The organism is Ruminococcus sp. Marseille-P328 (assembly GCF_964249465.1).
In the GTDB taxonomy this organism is placed as follows: Bacteria; Bacillota; Clostridia; order Lachnospirales; family Lachnospiraceae; genus Blautia_A; species Blautia_A faecis.
Genome location: NZ_CAXUBQ010000006.1, coordinates 64,277 through 83,842, shown reverse-complemented (window position 1 = coordinate 83,842; position 19,566 = coordinate 64,277). Strand labels below are relative to the sequence as shown.

At 43.4% G+C, this 19,566-nt stretch carries 15 protein-coding genes and 3 pseudogenes; 6 read left to right on the top strand and 12 right to left on the bottom strand.

What is annotated here, in order from left to right; all coding sequences use genetic code 11:
* Positions 1 to 110 precede the first annotated feature (110 nt).
* From ACESTK_RS06050 to ACESTK_RS06010, 9 genes and pseudogenes are all read right to left on the bottom strand, one after another.
* The gene (locus ACESTK_RS06050; RefSeq protein WP_334285875.1) at positions 111 to 2,390 is read right to left on the bottom strand and encodes a bifunctional (p)ppGpp synthetase/guanosine-3',5'-bis(diphosphate) 3'-pyrophosphohydrolase; all 2,280 of its coding nucleotides are present in this window, start codon (positions 2,388 to 2,390) and stop codon (positions 111 to 113) included.
* A 141-nt stretch (positions 2,391 to 2,531) separates the two neighbouring features.
* Complete coding sequence (locus ACESTK_RS06045; protein ID WP_118579390.1) at positions 2,532 to 3,056, bottom strand: adenine phosphoribosyltransferase; 525 nt, start codon at positions 3,054 to 3,056, stop codon at positions 2,532 to 2,534.
* Between the two features lie 204 nt (positions 3,057 to 3,260).
* Complete coding sequence (gene recJ, locus ACESTK_RS06040; protein ID WP_118579387.1) at positions 3,261 to 4,973, bottom strand: single-stranded-DNA-specific exonuclease RecJ; 1,713 nt, start codon at positions 4,971 to 4,973, stop codon at positions 3,261 to 3,263.
* An 873-nt stretch (positions 4,974 to 5,846) separates the two neighbouring features.
* The gene (gene secD / locus ACESTK_RS06035; RefSeq protein WP_187566047.1) at positions 5,847 to 8,273 is read right to left on the bottom strand and encodes a protein translocase subunit SecD; all 2,427 of its coding nucleotides are present in this window, start codon (positions 8,271 to 8,273) and stop codon (positions 5,847 to 5,849) included.
* Between the two features lie 73 nt (positions 8,274 to 8,346).
* Positions 8,347 to 9,708, bottom strand: coding sequence for a thioether cross-link-forming SCIFF peptide maturase (gene scfB / locus ACESTK_RS06030; protein ID WP_118584284.1), 1,362 nt, complete (start codon positions 9,706 to 9,708; stop codon positions 8,347 to 8,349).
* 92 nt (positions 9,709 to 9,800) lie between these two features.
* A complete protein-coding gene (gene scfA, locus ACESTK_RS06025; protein ID WP_021926839.1) occupies positions 9,801 to 9,941 on the bottom strand; it encodes a six-cysteine ranthipeptide SCIFF in 141 nt (46 codons plus the stop codon).
* Positions 9,942 to 10,069: 128 nt separating this feature from the next.
* Complete coding sequence (locus tag ACESTK_RS06020) at positions 10,070 to 10,420, bottom strand: TIGR04086 family membrane protein (protein WP_118584282.1); 351 nt, start codon at positions 10,418 to 10,420, stop codon at positions 10,070 to 10,072.
* Between the two features lie 88 nt (positions 10,421 to 10,508).
* Positions 10,509 to 12,662: a hypothetical protein gene (locus ACESTK_RS06015; protein ID WP_373119145.1), complete on the bottom strand. Its 2,154-nt coding sequence runs from the start codon at positions 12,660 to 12,662 to the stop codon at positions 10,509 to 10,511.
* Between the two features lie 27 nt (positions 12,663 to 12,689).
* A pseudogene (locus ACESTK_RS06010) lies at positions 12,690 to 12,866 on the bottom strand (DUF6783 domain-containing protein).
* Here ACESTK_RS06010 and ACESTK_RS06005 point away from each other — a divergent pair.
* Positions 12,783 to 13,004 (top strand): annotated as a pseudogene (locus ACESTK_RS06005) (DUF6783 domain-containing protein); the annotation flags it as partial. The pseudogenes ACESTK_RS06010 and ACESTK_RS06005 overlap by 84 nt on opposite strands.
* Positions 13,005 to 13,222: 218 nt before the next feature.
* On the top strand, positions 13,223 to 14,509 hold the full coding sequence (locus ACESTK_RS06000; RefSeq protein WP_173718300.1) for an HlyC/CorC family transporter: 1,287 nt from the start codon (positions 13,223 to 13,225) through the stop codon (positions 14,507 to 14,509).
* A 123-nt stretch (positions 14,510 to 14,632) separates the two neighbouring features.
* Here ACESTK_RS06000 and ACESTK_RS05995 read toward each other — a convergent pair whose 3' ends face one another.
* Both ACESTK_RS05995 and ACESTK_RS05990 read right to left on the bottom strand, forming a co-directional pair.
* Positions 14,633 to 15,229 (bottom strand): YdcF family protein, encoded by a 597-nt coding sequence (locus ACESTK_RS05995; RefSeq protein WP_330382702.1) that lies wholly within the window; start codon positions 15,227 to 15,229, stop codon positions 14,633 to 14,635.
* Between the two features lie 90 nt (positions 15,230 to 15,319).
* Positions 15,320 to 16,084, bottom strand: coding sequence for an N-acetylmuramoyl-L-alanine amidase (locus ACESTK_RS05990; protein WP_270432536.1), 765 nt, complete (start codon positions 16,082 to 16,084; stop codon positions 15,320 to 15,322).
* A 166-nt stretch (positions 16,085 to 16,250) separates the two neighbouring features.
* Between ACESTK_RS05990 and ACESTK_RS05985 the strand changes: the two genes are divergently transcribed.
* Positions 16,251 to 17,228 (top strand): ABC transporter substrate-binding protein, encoded by a 978-nt coding sequence (locus ACESTK_RS05985; protein ID WP_173715881.1) that lies wholly within the window; start codon positions 16,251 to 16,253, stop codon positions 17,226 to 17,228.
* Positions 17,229 to 17,340: 112 nt separating this feature from the next.
* On the opposite strand, the gene ACESTK_RS05980 is transcribed toward ACESTK_RS05985, so the two are convergent.
* Positions 17,341 to 17,688 (bottom strand): DUF6783 domain-containing protein, encoded by a 348-nt coding sequence (locus ACESTK_RS05980; protein ID WP_306467812.1) that lies wholly within the window; start codon positions 17,686 to 17,688, stop codon positions 17,341 to 17,343.
* On the opposite strand from ACESTK_RS05980, the pseudogene ACESTK_RS05975 reads away from it, so the two are divergent.
* From ACESTK_RS05975 to ACESTK_RS05965, 3 genes and pseudogenes are all read left to right on the top strand, one after another.
* Positions 17,614 to 17,778, top strand: a pseudogene (locus tag ACESTK_RS05975) (DUF6783 domain-containing protein); the annotation flags it as partial. The gene ACESTK_RS05980 and the pseudogene ACESTK_RS05975 sit on opposite strands and share 75 nt — an antisense overlap.
* Positions 17,779 to 17,782: 4 nt before the next feature.
* Complete coding sequence (locus ACESTK_RS05970; RefSeq protein WP_118578496.1) at positions 17,783 to 18,709, top strand: ABC transporter permease; 927 nt, start codon at positions 17,783 to 17,785, stop codon at positions 18,707 to 18,709.
* Entirely contained in the window at positions 18,702 to 19,496 is a 795-nt protein-coding gene (locus tag ACESTK_RS05965) for an ABC transporter ATP-binding protein (protein WP_118578495.1), read from the top strand. Before ACESTK_RS05970 ends, ACESTK_RS05965 begins: the two co-directional genes overlap by 8 nt.
* Positions 19,497 to 19,566: the final 70 nt, after the last annotated feature.

Here is a 19,566-nt window from a genome sequence, read left to right as displayed (position 1 = left end):
ATATGCCATTTATGTTATTATTCCGTTATTGTCCGTGTCCTGACCGGTAACATACCATCCAATGCTCAACGTACTGTATATCTCCAGCCAGTTCACATTTCCATTGTTTCTCAGCCTGTAGTTCTTTCTACATCCAAAACACTTTCCAGCTGACGTATCTTCTCGATAAGGGAATTCAGTTCATCCTTACAGCTGACGTTAAAGCTTACAGAAATAGTGGCCTTCTCCTGCTTGTTTGTTCGGCAGTTAATATTTCGGATGTCAATCTTACGCTCTGTAAAGATCTTGGAAATATCAACCAGAAGACCGGTACGATTATTAGCATATACATTGATCTCAGCCATGTAATGCTCATCCGGCTTGATCTCCGGATCCTGCCACTCTGCTTCCAGAAGACGTCTTCTGTCCATTTCAGACATATTCATCACATTTACACAGTCAGTTCGATGAATGGTAACACCACGGCCTCTTGTAACATATCCAACAATCTCATCACCGGGAATCGGATTACAGCATTTGGAGAAGCGTACTGCAACGTCATGAATGCCCCGTACTACAATGCCGCTCTTGCTCTTGATATGATGCTTCTTATCCTGATTCTCTGCGGCTGCTGCCTCCAGAACTTCTTCATCTGTGAGATTCTTTTTATTCTCTTTATCATAAGCTTCTACAAGCTTATTAAATACCTGTCCCTCTTTCAGTCCGCCATGTCCGATGGCGGCAAGTACAGAATCCCAGTCACGGAAACCATATTTACGAAGGACTGCGTCCAGATACTGAGTCTTGGTGTAATTAGCGAATTTAAAGCCCTTGCTCTTGGCATATTGGGCAAGCATTTCCTTGCCCTTCAGAATATTATCTTCCTTCAGTTCTTTCTTGAACCACTGATTGATTTTATTTCTGGCCTGTGTGCTCTTGACCACCTTCAGCCAGTCACGGCTTGGTCCCTGGGAATTCTGGGAAGTAATGATTTCAATACGGTCACCATTCTGGATCCGGTATTCAATGGGCACCAGTTTGCCATTTACCCTGGCACCTACCATTTTGTTTCCTACAGCACTGTGCACGCTGTATGCAAAATCAATGGGGGTGGAGCCGTTAGGAAGGGTTTTCACATCTCCCTGCGGAGTAAAGCAGTATACACTGTCTGCAAACAGATCCAGATCATTTTTCAGAAGACTCATGAACTCTTTATTATCAGACATGTCTCTCTGCCATTCCAGGATCTGGCGCAGCCAGTTCAGCTTCTCCTCCTCACGATTGCCTGAGGAAGCCTTACCGTCAGAAGCCTCTTTATATTTCCAATGTGCAGCAATACCGTACTCGGCAGTCTTATGCATCTCAAAGGTTCTGATCTGAATTTCAAAAGGCTGTCCATTCGGTCCGATCAGCGTGGTATGCAAAGACTGGTACATATTTGGTTTGGGCATTGCAATATAGTCCTTGAAACGTCCTGGAATTGGCTTATACATCTCATGGATCACACCAAGTGCCGCATAACAGTCCTTCACTGTATCTACCAGGATACGCACTGCAAACAGATCGTAAATCTGATCAATCGTCTTATTCTGATTTACCATCTTTTTATAGATACTGAAAAAGTGTTTTACACGACCGTCAACCTGTGCCTTAATTCCGGCTTCTACCATATGCTGATGCACAGTCTTGACAATATTCCCTACGAATTCCTCACGGACGCTTTTACGAAGTGCTACTTTCTCAACCAGATCATAATAAACATCTGGTTTCAGATATTTCAGGGAAAGGTCATCCAGCTCTACTTTGATCTTGGAAATACCAAGACGCTGTGCGATAGGCGCATAGATGTCCATCGTCTCTCTTGCCTTCTCCTTCTGTTTCTCAGGAGTCATGTACTGAAGAGTACGCATATTATGAAGACGGTCTGCAAGCTTGATCAGAATAACACGGATATCCTTTGCCATGGCAAGGAACATCTTGCGAAGGCTCTCTGCCTGCAGCTCTACTTTATCCTTGGAATAGGACAGCTGACCGATCTTAGTTACCCCATCTACCAGAAGCGCAACCTCAGGACCAAATTCTCTGGTGATCTCATCACAGGTCATCCAGGTATCTTCAACAGCATCGTGAAGAAGGCCTGCTACAATGGTCTCCTTGTCCAGTTCCAGATCCGCCAGAATAATGGCAACACATAAAGGATGAATAATGTAGGGTTCCCCGGACTTTCTCTTCTGATCCTTGTGGGCTTCCCTTGCAGTCTCGTATGCCTTCTGGATCATGGTTATGTCCGTAGAAGGATGATATTTCTTTATGCTGGCAATCAGCTCATTATATAATACTTCAGGGCTTGTAAAGTCGTGCATGGATTTTACAGCTGCATCTGCTTTCTTCACAGACTCCAGCTTCTCCATATCCTCTTTTGATACTTCAGGCTCCTTGCCCTGCTCGTTAACAATATCAGCCATATTTCACACCTGCCTGTTTAAATACTATCTGCGTCAGCATCCGCCCACCTGTTTTCCCGGGGGAATCTGGCGAAACAGACACATCCTTTATTTACCTTCATAACGGATTACAGAAGCAACGTCATATTTCTCCAGTTTCTTACGCCCCTCAAGACCTGCAAGTTCCATCAGAAATACGATCTTCACTACCACTCCACCAAGCTGCTCTACCAGTTTCGCTGCAGCTTCAACTGTACCGCCTGTTGCGATCAGATCATCAATGATAACTACCTTCTGTCCTGGCTTAATGGCATCCTTGTGAATCTCAATCTCAGCTTTGCCATATTCCAGATCATAGCTTGCAGAAACGGTCTCACATGGGAGTTTTCCTTTCTTACGTACTGGTACAAAAGACTTATGAAGATTATAAGCAATTGGCATTCCAAAAATGAATCCACGGGATTCTGTTCCCACTATTACATCCACATCCACATCCTTCAGACAATCCTGCATGGAATCAATTGCAAGCTTCAGTCCGTCTGCGTCCTGAAGGATACTGGTAACATCTCTGAAAATAATGCCTGGTTCTGGAAAATCAGGTATACTTCTTATATATTCTTCTATTTTTTTCATAATAGCCTCCTCAGATTAATGGATGTTGTGGGGAAAGCCTCAGCCACCCCAGAGCGTGTTTAAAAAAAGAAAGCCTTTTTCACACATGCTCTAGCATCATAAATATTTTTTAGTATAACACTTTTTAAATCGGGAATCAACGCAAAACCGACAGGCTCACTGGAAATACTGCATTTTTCGTGGTTTTACATGATTATCCCCTTTTTAGCAATAATTTTGTATGACAATTTGCAAAGAGTCTCTTCCCATATAGGAGTTGATCTTCGGATAATAGGTTACAGAAATAGTTCCATGAGACCTTGCAAACTCTGCAAACTCCTTTGCCTCGCCCCAGTAAACCCCATCCATCACCGTGCCGGATTCGTCCATCAGCTGCAATTTCACTGTATTCTGAGTCTTTCCATATATTCCGGTTTTTAAAACGCGGAGATTTTTCTGGGCAAAAACAGGCTTCGCATTTCCTTTTCCAAAGGGTTCCAGAACAGAGAGCTGACGGATCAGATTCTCGTTTATGTAAGAAATGGGCATTGGTACATCGATCACGATTTTTGGGATCATATCTTCCTCTGTCAAGGTGCAGTTTTCATTGAGCTGACGGCGAAATGCTTCCACATTTGCTTCTTCTATAGAAAGACCTGCTGCCATAGGATGGCCACCATACTGGAGCAACAGACTGTCACATTTTACAAGCTCCTCATACATGGAATAATTTTCTGTAGATCTGCCGCTGCCTTTCACCGATTTTTCCCCTCTTGTAAGAACAAAAGCAGGCTTGTGATATTTTTCACGGATTCTTCCTGCTATGATTCCTGCAAGACTCTCATGACAATCCGGCAAAAATACAACCATTACTCTGTCATTTTTCAGATTGCTGCCCTCTATCAGCTTGTAGGCAGCTTCTGTACCCTGTTCCGTCAGTGCCTTACGGCTGTCATTCAATGCTTTCAGATCGTTTGCAAGCTTTGCAGCCTCTTCTTCATCTTCACACTGTAATAGGGACAGGGAGCGCATGGCTGTATCCAGTCTTCCGCTGGCATTAATGCACGGACCAAGGCGAAAACCAATATCGTAGGAACTGATTTTCTGATTTTCCAGACCAATTGCTCTTATCAAAGCTTTCAGTCCCTTATTTTTTGTATGAGGCAGACGTAAAAGTCCCTCTTTTACAAGAATACGGTTTTCTCCCTGAAGGTCCATAATATCTCCAACTGTAGCGATAGCCGCAGGTTCCAGATAATCTTCTTTCTCACTCTCCGGGATTCCATATTTCTCATACAATGCAAAAACCAGTTTCATTGCAACCACTGCGCCACAGATATTTTTATTTGGATACGTACAGTCAGACTGTTTTGGATTGATAATTGCATCTGCCAGAGGAAGCTTGTATTTTCGCCCTTCTTCTGTATCTTCAAAAGGGACCTCGTGGTGATCCGTCACTACCACTGTCATGCCCATTTTTTTTGCAAATGCAATCTGATCTGCAGCCGAAATTCCATTGTCACAGGTCACGATCGTATCTACTCCATCCTCTTTTGCTTTCTCTATAAGATGATTATGAATTCCATATCCATCTGCAATGCGGTCCGGAATATAGGTATCTACATTCGCCCCCAGGCGTTTAAATCCTTTTAACAGAATATAAGTTGCAGTTACACCGTCAATATCATAATCTCCTATAATTCTCATCCTGGTTCCCAGATCTATTTTTTGCGAAATAATTTCCACAGCTTTGTCAATATCCTTCAGACTTTTCCAGGATGGAATGTCATCCAGGGTTCCGTTCAGATACTGATTAATTTCTGCATCTTCTGTAATATCCCTGTTCCGAATAATCCTGGCGATCACCGGATCTATTCCATACTTCCGGCCAATCTCCTGAAAATCAGCTCTTTTCGCCGCTAATACCCATTTTTCCATGCTCTGTCTCCTGTTGTAAATTGTATTGCTATTTAGTGTGTTGAAAGTTGTTCAAGGCGGACGCACTCGGACAATGGTGATTGCTCACTCGCCGGCGCAACGCTCCAGCGAACTAACTGCTAACTGCGACTAAATCGTTCAGGAAAGCCTTCACGATTAAGTCTCCGTAAGCAGTGGATTTCGCCTACGCTAAAACCGCGCCTGAAATGGCTCGCTGGAGCAATCACCATTGCCCGAATGCTGTGTACTGGCTAGGACTTATTTGTACATAGGAACTTTCAACAGGTGGGGAGGGTGAGTGACTGGCTTCCATATACTATATCGGAAACGAAAGTTTATGGAAATCTTGCCGGAAATTAGCGGCTTTTACAATTTCTATGAAGTATTTGCACATTTTTAGGGCTGTTTTGCAAACAAAGAACTTGACATATTATTATATGTGTCTTCGATACCTCATTTAGATGGTTGGTACTTCGCAGCTTTATTGTTTTTTTCTAATCCATCATTGCCAAGAAAGTATCAGAAAACCAATCACTCCCCCTCTTCCTCGTTAAAAGTTCCTAAATAGAATCAGTCCCAGCCGACACACAGCATTTGGGCAATGTGTATTACTCCAGCGAGCCATTTCAGGCGCGTTTTTAGCGCAGATGAAATCCAGCGCTTACGGAGACTTATGCGTGAGGGCTCTCCCGAACGCATTAGTCGCAGTTAGCGATTAGTTCATCGGAGCGTTGCGCCGGCGAGTGAGTAATACACATTGTCCAAATGCGTCCCTCCTAAAGAACTTTTCAACCCACTAAATAGTAATAGAATTTTACATAAAAAGCAAGCCAGGACAGATGTTTCCACCCGTCCTGGCTTAAGTTCATTTAATTATCTGTCTTCCTCAGAAGAACCATTCTCAGCATTCTTAGCCGCCTCCTGGGCTGCAAGACGCTCCTGAACTCTCTTACGATTTTTCTTCTTCGGCTGGGTCTGTCCATTTGCAGCTGGAGCACTTGGTGCCTTTGCACTTGAAACAGACTGTTTAACCGGAGCAGCACCAGCTGTAGCTTTTACAGTCTGAGCCTGTCCGCCGCCAATTTTCTTTTTCATTACCAGCCAGAGGGCTCCGGTAATGCATACAGAAGAATAAGCACCGCAGATAATACCAACCATCAGCGGAGCTGCGAACTCACGGATGGAAGATACACCCATGATATAAAGAACAGCTACCATGATAAAGGTAGTAAGGGAAGTATAAATACTTCTGGTAAGTGTCTGTGTAATACTCTTATTTACCACTTCTTCGAGCTCATCTACGCGCTTGCTTCCGTGAAGATTCTCACGGATACGGTCGAAGATAACGATCGTGGCGTTGATAGAATAACCAACAATAGTCAACATACAAGCGATAAAAGTATTTCCTACGGAAATTCTGGAAATCGCATAGAATGTAAGGACAACAAGCACATCATGAAGAAGTGCAAGTACCGCACTTCCTGCAAAACGGATATCCTTGAAACGGAACCAGATGTAAAGAAGCATGAAAATAGTGGCAACAAAAACGGCTACTACAGCATCTCTTCTCATTTCGTTGCTGACAGTGGAGGAAATACTCTCTGCCTGGATCAGGGATTCATCTACACCAAACTTGTCAACAAGTGCCTTATTCAGTGCCTCACGTTCGTCAAGATTCAGGGAACGTGTCTTGATGATAACCTGATTTGTTCCAACAACCTTAGTAGGCTGTACATTCTTATCTCCTGTAACCTCTTCCACTACAGGTGTAACCTCAGAATCAATGGTCTTAATGTCCATATCTTCGTTAAAGGTGACATTGGTAGAAGTACCACCTGAAAACTCAAGGCTGTAGTTCAGGGCTTTTCCGCCTGTAGCCTTGTGGATCAGCATAGTGGCTGGTCCGGCAAGGATCAGGATAATGGAAAGGGTGAAGCATAATCTTCTCTTTCCAACAAAGTTAATGACTTTCTTCTCTTCAGTCTTTCCATAGAATTTCTCATCGCGAACGCCAACTGCATATAATGCATTGATCACAAGTCTGGAAAATACCAGAGCTGTAAACATGGAAATCACAATACCAAGTGCCAGTGTATATGCAAATCCTTTAACAGAACCAGTACCCAGCCACATCAGAACGAATGCTGCGATCAGGGTTGTGATGTTTCCGTCAAAGATTGCGGAAAAAGCCTTGGAGAAACCAGCTTTGATCGCGGATCTTACGGTAGAGCCTGTACCGATTTCCTCACGGATACGTGCATAAATAATAACATTCGCATCTACTGCCATACCAATGCCAAGGATGATACCTGCAATACCCGGAAGCGTAAGGGTAATGTCAAATGCATTTAAGGTAAGCAGAATTGTCGCTGTGTAGAAAATCAGGGAAAGGCCTGCAACTGCACCAGGTACACGGTAAGCGATGATCATAAACAGAATTACGATGATCAGACCGATCAGACCTGCAATAAGGCTGGTGGAGATTGCTTCTTCACCGAGCTGTGCAGCTACAACGCTGGAACGAAGCTCTGTCAGTTCAAGGCTCAGGGATCCGATACGGATATAGGAAGCAAGCTCCTGTGCTCTCTCAACACTTTCCATACCACTGATCTGTGCCTTACCGCCTGTGATGGCTTCATTTACTCTTGGAGCGCTTAATACGCCGTTGTCATAGATAATCGCGATCTGTTTTCCAACATTGTTCTGAGTTGCCTCTGCGAATTTTGTTTTTCCCTCGTCTGTAAGAGTCAGATCTACCACGTACTCTCTGCTGCTGGAATTCTGCTGCTGGATTGCACCGCCTGTAGCATCTGCCACATCTGTACCTTCCAAAACCACAGAGCCGGCTGCACGGATCTCGTCAAGACTTCTTGCCAGAGAGTATCCGGTCTCGCTGCTGGAATCTGCCTGAAAATTTGCGTTTCCATCCTCATCCTGCTGTGTGATAAAGCACAGGGAACCTGGCTGGCCAAGTTCTTCCAGAATAGCATTTGCATCTGTTACACCAGGAATCTCTACATTGATACGGTCAGAGCCTTCCTGATATACCTGAGCTTCTGTACTGTACTGCTCAACACGTTTCTGCAGCTTGTACACAGTATCGCTCATGTCTTCACTGCTTGGGTTACTGTCCTTTGCCTGATATGTAATGCTGACACCACCAGCCAGATCAAGTCCGGTCTTGATATTCTTCATGGCACCGGTTCCTGTAGGACCAATACCTACAGCAGCCGTATAGCAAAAGAATACGGTAACGATGGCAGTCAGGATCAGGACTAAGATACCTCTTGATTTTTTCATTGTTCTGTCCCTTCTTTTTTGTTTTTCGCAAAAGCAGGGACTGACAGAAATCTTCGCAGCTGGCGAAGTGCTATCAGTCTTCTGCCAGTGCAGCTTTTATCATGATGGCGCACTCCACACGCTTCCTCTGGAGCTCGCATCCGATTTCATAATTGCTTCTGATATCCTTATGGGCATGATATCCGTTTGCTGCGCATCCGCCACTGCAGTAGAATCTTGCAAAACAATCCTTGCAGGCTGGCTTGGTGTAAACATTGCAGCATCCGAAATCCTTCTGGATGTCAGGTCTCGTAATCCCTTCATCCACATTTCCCATCAGATATTCTTCTTCCCCAACAAACTGGTGGCATGGGTAGAAATCCCCCCATGGAGTTACGGCAAGATATTCTGTGCCGCTTCCACATCCTGAAAGCCTCTTGTATACACAAGGGCCACCGGTAAGGTCGATCATGAAATGGAAGAAATTAAAACCTTTGCCTTCTTTCTCGCGTTTTATCATCTCTTTCGCAAGAAGGTCGTATTCTTCCATGATCTTCGGCAGGTCTTCCTCCCGAAGTGCGTACTCCTCAGATGGATCTGCCACTACAGGCTCTACAGAAATCTGCTTGAATCCAAGGTCTGCAAGATGAAGAACATCCTGGGAGAAATCAAGATTATGATGAGTGAAGGTTCCTCTTACATAATACTTGTCCTGGTTACGGGACTCTGCAAATTTCTGAAACTTCGGAAGGATCAGATCATAGCTTCCTGCCCCCTTGCGGAATGGGCGCATAAAATCGTGAACTTCCTTACGGCCATCAATACTGAGGACCACATTTCCCATCTCTTTGTTGCAGAATTCCATTACCTCATCGTTCAGCAGAACACCGTTGGTAGTAAGGGTAAAACGGAATTTTTTATTGTGGATTTTCTCCTGCTCACGGCCGTATGCTACCAGGTCCTTAACAACCTGCCAGTTCATAAGCGGCTCGCCGCCAAAGAAATCCACCTCCAGATTGTGTCTGGAGCCTGAATTAGCGATCAGGAAATCCAGTGCCTTCTTCCCTACCTCAAAAGACATGAGAGCTCGTCTTCCGTGGTACTCTCCTTCTTCTGCAAAGCAGTAGCGACAGGCAAGGTTACAATCGTGGGCGATGTGCAGACAGAGCGCTTTTACCACTGTCTGACGGTTCTTGGTAAATGTATCAATAGCATTCTCATATACATCTCTGGTGAAAAGCATGCCATCGGCTTTCAGCTTCTCACACTCTGCCACTGATGTCTTAATATCTTCTTCTGAAAACTGATCTCCCAGTTTTCCTACAATGGCAGCTGTGTCCAGACCTTCTTCCATATAAGGAAGTACTTCGTAGGTCACTTCATCCACAACATGGATACATCCGCTGTTGATGTCCAGCACGATGTTGTAGCCATTGTTTTGATAACGGTGAATCAGACTCATGTTAGTATATCCTTTCATTCTTTCCTATTGCATGAATAAGCAGCGGCTTTTACACCGCTGCTTACATACGTTTCCAGTTGCCCGACTTATTTGTTCTCGCAGCTCTGGTTTCCTACTGTACAGGATGTCTTGCATGCGGACTGACATGATGTCTGGCACTCGCCGCAGCCGCCTTTCTTTACAGTGTTCTGCAGGTTCTTTGTATTTAATGTTTTGATATGCTGCATAGTATTAGCCTCCTTATGTATATAATCTTTGCCTAGTATATCATATTTTTTTTTATTTTTAAAGCATTTTTTATTGGACAGAGTGCGAATCTTTTCAAAAAATGCGGGAATGATTTCTCAAACACGCTCTAAGACAACATCCCACCAAGAGCACCACCACCCAGACACATAAAAAAAGTAGTTACTGCATGTACCAGACTCATTTCCCATTTTCCCTGCACTACAAAAGATACTGTAATCAAAAGCAAATAGTAAAAAGCCCCTACCAGAATTCCCCATAAATACTTATCTTTGCGCAGAATTTTTCCTGACATGAAGCCTCCTGAAAAACAGGACAAAATATACACAGCTACAATTCCTGCTGACACAGGCTTTTCTCCCAGGTCAAACTGGAATAAAAGGAATGCCAGAAGCAAAAGAAACGCTCCGGTAACTGCATAGGAAAAAAGTAAAGATTTTAAAATGACTTTTACTTTCATAAAAACAGCCCTCCCATATGTAATATATGGAAGGGCTGGCTTCGTTATTCATGGATTATGAATGTCCGTTTTAATTATCCTGTCTGCTTTATCTTTTCTTTTTGCGAACAATAATCACAATAATGATCACAGCGGCTGCAGCGATCACAAGGATCACAAAGGGAAGGATCATGGTGTTGTCACCAGTTTTTACTGCATTTGAGGTCTGACTCTGACCGTTATTTCCGTTTGAGGTAGCAGCCGTATTTCCTGCAGTGTTGCCTGTAGTGTTTCCTGCAGTCTGTCCCGCATTTGTACTGGAACCTGTTCCATTTGAAGAACTGCCATCTGTTGTGCCAGAATTTATAGTTCCATCAGATGCCACACCTGGTGTATTGCTGGTTCCGGAATTGTCACTGCCGTCAGAGCTTCCGGTACCAGATGAAGAACCACCATTTCCGGTTCCTGAAGTCCCATTGGAAGAGCCATTTGTATTTCCATTGCTGATTCCATTTGAATCACCTGTATTTCCACCAGTTTCATTTCCGCTATTGCTATCCGTTTTACCCGTTCCGGATCCATTTGTTCCATTCGTACCAGCTCCGGTCACAGATGGAGACGGGGTAGGTGTTCCACTGATCGTCACAGTAGGTGTAGGAGTTGGTGTACTTCCATCGCCATACGCTCCATTTGCAATGTCCTCTCCTACGATTGGACGAAAACCTGCAATTCCAAACGGGCTGAAAGAATGTGTGCTGAATACCATGGTGCTTCCGTTTACACTGGGAATAATGGTCTCTGTCGCACCATTATCAAGAAGATGCTCAATCGAATATTTATATCCTTCTTTGACAGGAATCGTTACGCTTACATACTGTCCATCCGGAATTTCATACTCTGTATTATTCTTCAGATCCCATAATTTAAATTCATAGGATTGGAAGATCGTAGCATTATCTTCATTTTTAAATTCGTAATTTTCACCACTGGTCACCTGGAACTGGACATACCAGGGAAGATCTATGCCTGATACAGAAATTCCCTCACAACTATGATTCTGAGCAGCCCTTGCAGCCTGCTCTTCTTCTGTGAGATCGTCCTCAGCAGTTGCCGGTCTTGTATCCGCTGTGGTAAAGTCAAGAGGATTATCAAATATATTTTTCTGGTCATCCTCTGTAGGGTCTGTTGTGTCTTTTACATCCGTGGTGTTCGTTGTATCTGCAGTATCTTTTTTCTCTTCTGTGTTCTCATTTTTCACAGAATCCCCTGTACCATCAAGAATGGTAGCACCAGGCATCACCTCACCAAAAGTTTCGTTCAGTTTTCCAGTATCATCTGAGGAATCTGCGGTCTGCACATTGTCAGATGCTGCATCCTCACCATTATCAGAATTTGTACTCTCTATGCTATCTGCGGCTGTATCTGAACCTGTATCAGCTTTTGACTCTTCTGCAGCTGTATCTAAATTTGTATCAGCTTTTGACTCTTCTGGGGCTTCTTCCTGAATATCTTCAGAATCTACAGTTTCTTCCATTGCAGGAGCCGTTGCTTCTGTTTTTTCTGCCGGGGTTGTAATTCCAGCCGCTTCGGTGTTCTCTTCAGATTTTACTTCATTGGAAGCAGGAGTGCTCTCGATGGTTTCTTCTTTCTTATCTGATTCACTGTTCTGCTTGTTTCCCGCATTCTCAGTCTGATCTTCTGTCTTCCCTGAAGCTTCTGAATCATTCTGCTGATTCTCACCTGTAACTGCTGCGTCATCTGATTTTATATCTGTATCTTTATTGTCAGAAGTTGTGTCGTCCGGGACAGATGCTTCACTGCTCTCGTCACCTGTTTCCACATCTGCAGCAGTATCAGAAGGCTGATCTTCAGAACTCTCTTCTATGCTGCTGACAACAACTGTGATCTTACCTTTCACAACTTTTTTCTCAGAATCCCATCCGGAAATATAAGAAAGATCCACGTCTGCTGCTGGTTTAAATACTACTTCGCAGGTCTGCACTCTTTTATCCGGTATATATGAATCATCCGCCCAGGAAAGCGTTCCATAATCACTCTTGGGCAATGCCACTTCCGAAAGAGCAACTGGCTGATCAATTGTGATATTTTCCGGAATCAGACTGGATTTCTCAAGTCTGGTCTCTGTACTCTGCCCCCATGCAGCTACTGGATAAACCTGTCCTGTCATAAGTACTGCTGTCATCGCAGCTGCCGCAAGTAATGATACGCTTTTTCTGTACATAACGTTTTTCTTCTTTTTCATCCTGGCACCTCTGTCGTAATATGTATATTAAATGTAACTGCCCATATCCCTAGAGCCTGTTTGAAAAATCATTCCCGCAATCTGCACGCCCCACTTTGCGGGAGATTTCACCTGAATTCAGTTGCCGTAGCCCGCTACGGCGCCCTCATTCGAGCGAAATCTCCCACAAATTGTGACGCACATCTTGCAGAAAGCCTTTTTCAAACACACTCTAGCCAAATCCACATCAATCATAAAATCTATATAATCCAAAGGCAGTACAACTGTCCAAAATCAATCTCAAATTATAAACAGGTGAATTTTCACACTGTGATTCACAGTAGCTATTTATTCAGCCCTTAATCTACACTATATCAAATCTTTACTCTTTTGTAAACATTTTGTAATAATTTATTTTTTTACCGAACTGAATTATAACACAGTTCTTTCTTTTTCGACACCCCCAATTCCACTTTTTTCGTTACTTTTCGCAATCCATAAACTCAAATACTTTTTCCTTGCATTTTAAGCCTGAATCATGTATATTCTTTTTAATACATAAAAAAAGGAGTGAATATAGTTTGGATTCAAGTGTCCCTATACAGGCGGTCACCATACTGATTCTGGTGCTGTTGTCCGCCTTCTTTTCCTCTGCGGAGACATCCATGACGGCTGCCAACCGCATTCGGATCCATTCCCTGGCTGAACAGGGAAACAAGCGAGCCATTATCCTGGAGAAAATAATTTCCAATTCTGGAAAAATGCTCAGTACAATTTTAATCGGAAACAACATTGTAAACATTGCAGCCTCTTCCCTTGCTACCACTTTTACCATGAAAGTATTTGGAAGCATGTATATCGGCGTGGCTACCGGCGTTATGACATTGCTGGTACTTCTGTTTGGCGAGATCACCCCGAAGACCATTGCCACACTGAAAGCGGATGATCTGGCGCTCACCTATGCCAGACCTATATATGCGCTTATGACAGTACTGACCCCGGTTATTTTCATTGTGGGAAAACTGGCTAACGGCATTCTTTTCCTCCTTCGTGTTGACCCCAATGCGAAGAAAGACACCATCACAGAGCATGAGCTTCGTTCTATGGTAAATGCAGGGCAGGAAAACGGTGTTATTGAGCGGGAAGAAAAGCAGATGATCTATAATGTGTTTGATTTCGGTGATTCTGCTGCCAAAGATGTAATGATTCCCAGAATTGACATGACTTTTATTGACGTGAATTCCACTTATCAGGAACTTATGGATATTTTCAAAGAAGATATGCACACCCGTTTTCCTGTTTATGAGGATAACACAGACAATGTGATTGGAATTATCAATATTAAGGATCTTCTTCTCTATCCGGAAAATGAACCGTTTTCTATCCGTAAGATTCTCCGTGAGCCTTATTTCACTTATGAATATAAGCGTACCACAGATCTTATGATGGAAATGAGAAAAGCTTCCGTAAACCTTGCAATTGTTCTCGACGAATACGGCTCCACTGCCGGTCTTGTCACTCTTGAGGATCTTCTGGAGGAAATCGTAGGTGAAATCCGTGATGAATATGACGAAGATGAGGAAGAACCGATCCGTGAGATTCAGCCTGGACGGGAGTATGAAGTTCTTGGTTCTGCCAAACTGGATGATGTCAACGAAGCACTGGGTACCAAACTTGAATCAGAGGACTACGATTCTGTAGGCGGATATATTATTGAACAGCTTGACTGCCTCCCACGCGAGGGCGAATCTGTCACTTTGGAAGACGGCATGCATCTTGTTGTAGATGAACTGGATAAGAACCGTATTGAACTGGTGCATATCTGGCTGCCAGAGCATAAAGAAAATCCAGAAGCTGCTGACGCATAAATGAATCTGTCATACTACTGATTTTTTCATAATCTGCAAGCCTGCAAATGCCGGTATTTCCGGTAGATTTCAATTGTAAAAATCCGAATGTTTCCAAAACGGATCATTCGGATTTTTCTTATCTCACCGATTTCCCAGCATTAAACAAAACTGCTTGACAATCCTGTCTATTTCGCCGGTAACAGCCTCCACACCAGTTTCTGTTTCTCTCCAGTTCTCCCTGGTAATTCCATCCGGGCAGGCCGGACATACCATAATTACCGTCTCCGGATATAAAAGCTGATAATACATCAGTGATCTTCTGGCATGGTAAGTTTTGCAGCACAGAATCGCTTTTTTCACATGAATTTTGTGAAGGTCTGTCACCTGCCTGGAAAAAATTGCATTTTCATAGGTAAAGGTAGCCTGATTCTCCATCAGAATAGCCTCTTCCGGAACTCCGTTTTTCAAAAGTACATTTTTCAGGAATTCCCATTCCGTCTCATAATCTCCACCATATATTTCTTTTTTTGACTGCACACCTGCAAATTTGCCAAGTGTAATACTGTATCTTCCGCTTGGCAAAATATAGGGGGCATATCCTTCTCTATATAAAGAAGCTGCTTTTTCTGCCATATCCGGGAAACCATTTCCCGGCACGAAAATGATATCTGCTTTTTCCGGCTGGCTCTCGGCAAAAACAAACTCCTCCACATTTTTCATAAATTCATTATAATTCACGCTTTTGTTCCTTCTTTCTGCCAGAGGACTTTCCCCTGCACTTATGATTTTCCATTATAACTTTTTTTCCTGCTTTTTTCTACTTTCTTTTCACTTCGTCACAATCAACGTACAGTACCCATCCTCCCGCAATTTCTGTTCCATACGGATAGCATTATCCAGCTGTAAAAATGCACCTACCTGAACCTTATAAAGTTCTCCATCCTGCAAAATATATGCCGGATAACCTTTTTCCTGAAGCAAGTAAAGCATTCGATCCGCATTTTCCCGTTTGCGAAAAGCTCCAGTCTGTACACGGTAATACAAAGGTTCTTCACCCTGCTGCTGATCCAGAGTTCCAAGAATCGCCCCGGCAATAGCCTGCGCGATCTCAGCATTTTTTTCATCATAAAGCTGATTATCTTTGTCAGAATTTAAAAATCCGGTTTCAATAAGCAACGCCGGCATTTTTGTTTTTCGCAGCACAACAAGGCCCGGTCTTGCCTGGACTCCAATTTCACGGAATCCCAATTCGCCCAGAGCACCTACAATATTCTGTGCCATTTCATACTTAATTCCGTTTTTATCATAAACCAGCACTTCTACACCATTATACTGATTCATCTCAGGGCTGCTGTTCCTGTGAAAAGAGATAAAAAAATCCACTTTTGCCTCATTTGCCAGCCTTGCCCGCTCAAAAGGAGAAATGTAATCATCTGTAGTTCTTGTATATAAAACATCAACTCCGTTTTCAGACAGAATTCTTCCAACCTCCATAGCAAGAGCAAGATTGTCATCTTTCTCCCTGCGCCCTTTATATACCGCTCCCGGATCGTTGCCGCCATGCCCGGCGTCAATCATAATAGAATATGGCATGTCAAAATTTCCTTTTCAAATACTATTTCTCTATTAGGATATGTGAAAAAATTACAAAAGCGACTTGACTTTTACGCTTTAAAGCGGTATTATTTTGTGCAGGCAATACTTTAAAGCAGAAAAAGCACTTTAAAACACGAAAACACTTTTAAGGAGGAAATAAAATATGAAAAGAAAGGTTTTGTCAGTAATTCTGACCGGAGCTATGGTAGCAGGTCTTGCAGGTACAGTAACCGTACACGCTGAAGAGCAGAAAACGTACAATATTGGTATCTGCCAGTTAGTTCAGCACGAAGCACTGGATGCAGCAACACAGGGATTTGAAGATGCAGTAAAAGAAGGTCTTGGCGAAGAAAACGTAACATTTGATGAGCAGAATGCACAGGGTGATTCCGCAACATGTAGTACGATCATCAACAACTTCGTATCCAGTAACGTAGACCTTATCCTTGCAAATGCTACTGCTTCTCTTCAGGCAGCTGCTGCCGGAACAAGCGATATCCCGATTCTTGGAACTGCAGTTACAGAGTATGGCGTAGCTCTTGACCTTACAGATTTTGATGGTACTGTAGGCGGCAATATTTCCGGTACCTCAGACCTTGCTCCTCTCGACCAGCAGGCAGCAATGCTGAATGAACTTTTCCCGGATGCTAAGACTGTAGGACTTCTGTACTGCTCCGCAGAACCAAACTCCCAGTATCAGGTTGATACGGTGAAGGCAGCTCTTGAAGATCTTGGATACACTTGCGAATACTACGCATTCTCTGACTCCAACGATATTTCTTCTGTTGTAACAAATGCAGTTGCAGACAGTGACGTTATCTATGTTCCTACCGATAACACAGCAGCTTCCAACACAGAGCTGATCAACAACATCTGCCTTCCGGCAAAGGTTCCGGTAATCGCAGGTGAAGAAGGAATCTGCTCCGGATGCGGTGTTGCTACACTTTCCATCAGCTACTATGATCTTGGAAAAGCAACTGGTGAAATGGCAGTTAAAATTCTGAAAGATGGTGAAGATATCTCTACAATGCCAATCGAATATGCACCAAACTTCACAAAAGAATACAATGCAGACATCTGTGCTGAGCTGGGAATTGAAGTTCCGGATGACTATGTTGCAATCGGTGCTGACGCAGAATAATTACTGGTTTATAACATATGCAGTAATGCACAATAAAAATTTTCATATTTGTTTGACAGTTAATTTAGACATTCAGTTGCTTTTAGAGCTTGTCAAAAGACTCTGACAGTAATCAACACAGACAGCGGGAAGGGAAGCCTCTCTCGCTGTTTGTGTCGTTTCTGAAGGAATGTATTTTTAAGTATATTTTATGCATAATTATGCATAAAATAGCATTTCTTCCAAAATGAATATTTCTGTTTACGCAAATAACAAAAAGCCAGTTACTCCACATACAAAACACTATAAAGATTCCAGTAACTGTCTTTTTCAAACATTTGTCCACAAAACAAATGTTGATGTTCACACAGTGAACACCAGAGTGTATTTGTAAAAGACTTTCTGCAAGATGTGTGTCACAATTTGTGGGAGATTTTGTCCGGGTGAGGTCGTCGTAACGGGCTACGACAACCGAATTCAGGCAAAATATACCGCACAGTGGGGCGTACAAATTGCGAAAATGTTTTTTCAAACACGCTCCAGCAAACAAATCACGCATGCAGGAGGATAAAGACATGCAAATTGCAAACTTAATCATGGCACTTCCGGGTGCCGCTGCCCAGGGTCTGATCTGGGGTATTATGGCTATTGGCGTATATCTTACATTCCGTGTCCTTGACATCGCCGATCTGACCGTAGACGGTACCATGTGTACCGGAGGTGCTGTCTGCGTCATGATGATGACCAGCGGACATAACGTATGGGTATCTCTTTTAGTTGCCACTTTGGCTGGTATGACAGCTGGTCTTGTTACCGGTATTTTCCATACCTTTATGGGAATCCCGGCCATCCTTGCTGGAATCCTGACACAGCTTTCCCTGTACTCTGTTAACCTGAAAATCATGGGAAAAGCAAACCAGGCTATCAACGTTGATAAATACCCGATCCTGATTTCCTTACGCCGTATAAAAAATGTACCGATCACTCAGAACACAATTCTTATCGTCGCTTTATTTATTGTTGTGATCATCGCAGTTCTTTACTGGTTTTTCGGAACAGAGCTTGGATGTTCCCTCCGTGCTACCGGATGCAATCCAAACATGTCCCGTGCACAGGGTATCAACACTGATTTTTGCAAAGTACTTGGACTTATGATTTCCAACGGACTTGTTGCTCTTTCCAGCGCCTTGCTTGCACAGTATCAGGGATTTGCAGACGTCAATATGGGACGTGGTGCTATCGTAATCGGACTTGCTGCTGTTATTATCGGCGAAGCGATTTTCAGCCGTATTTTCCGCAATTTCGCGCTCCGTCTTCTGGCCGTAGCATTTGGTTCCATTCTCTACTATCTGGTTCTCCAGACTGTTATCTGGATGGGTATCGACACTGACCTTCTGAAAATGCTGTCTGCACTTGTAGTAGCTGTATTCCTGGCAGTGCCTTACTGGAAGGGAAAATATTTCGCAAAACCAGCAAAACGCGGAGGTAAGAACAATGCTTGAGATCAAAAACATATATAAAACCTTTAATCCAGGAACCATCAACGAAAAGGTGGCTCTGAACGGACTTTCCCTGAAATTAAATGAAGGCGACTTTGTTACTGTCATCGGCGGCAACGGTGCCGGAAAATCCACAATGCTGAACGCAGTTGCCGGTGTATGGCCAGTAGACGAGGGACAGATCATCATTGACGGAACAGATGTCACCAAACTTTCCGAGTACAAGCGAGCAGCTTATCTGGGACGTGTATTTCAGGATCCCATGACCGGAACTGCTGCTACCATGGGTATTGAAGAAAATCTTGCCCTTGCAAAACGCCGCGGAAAAACAAGATTTCTTCGTTCTGGTATTACAAAAGCCGAACGAGAAGAGTACAAAGAGCTTCTGAAGATTCTGAATCTTGGTCTTGAAGATCGTCTTACCTCTAAGGTGGGTCTTCTTTCCGGAGGTCAGAGACAGGCACTTACGCTTCTCATGGCAACCCTTCAGAAGCCAAAGCTTCTCCTTCTTGATGAGCATACCGCAGCCCTTGACCCCAAAACAGCTGCCAAGGTGCTGGATATCACAGACAGGATTGTCAACCGCGATCACCTTACTACACTGATGATTACGCATAACATGAAGGACGCTATTGCTCACGGCAACCGCCTGATCATGATGATGAATGGAAAAATCATTCTTGATATCCAAGGCGAAGAAAAGAAAAAGCTTACAGTAAAACAGCTTCTTGATAAATTTGAGGAAGCCAGCGGGGAAGAGTTCTCCAATGACTCCGCAATTCTCGGATAGAAATTTATAATTTCGTTTTCAGGAACTGCAGCAGATTGGTTTACAGTCTGACTGCAGTTCTTTTTTTGCA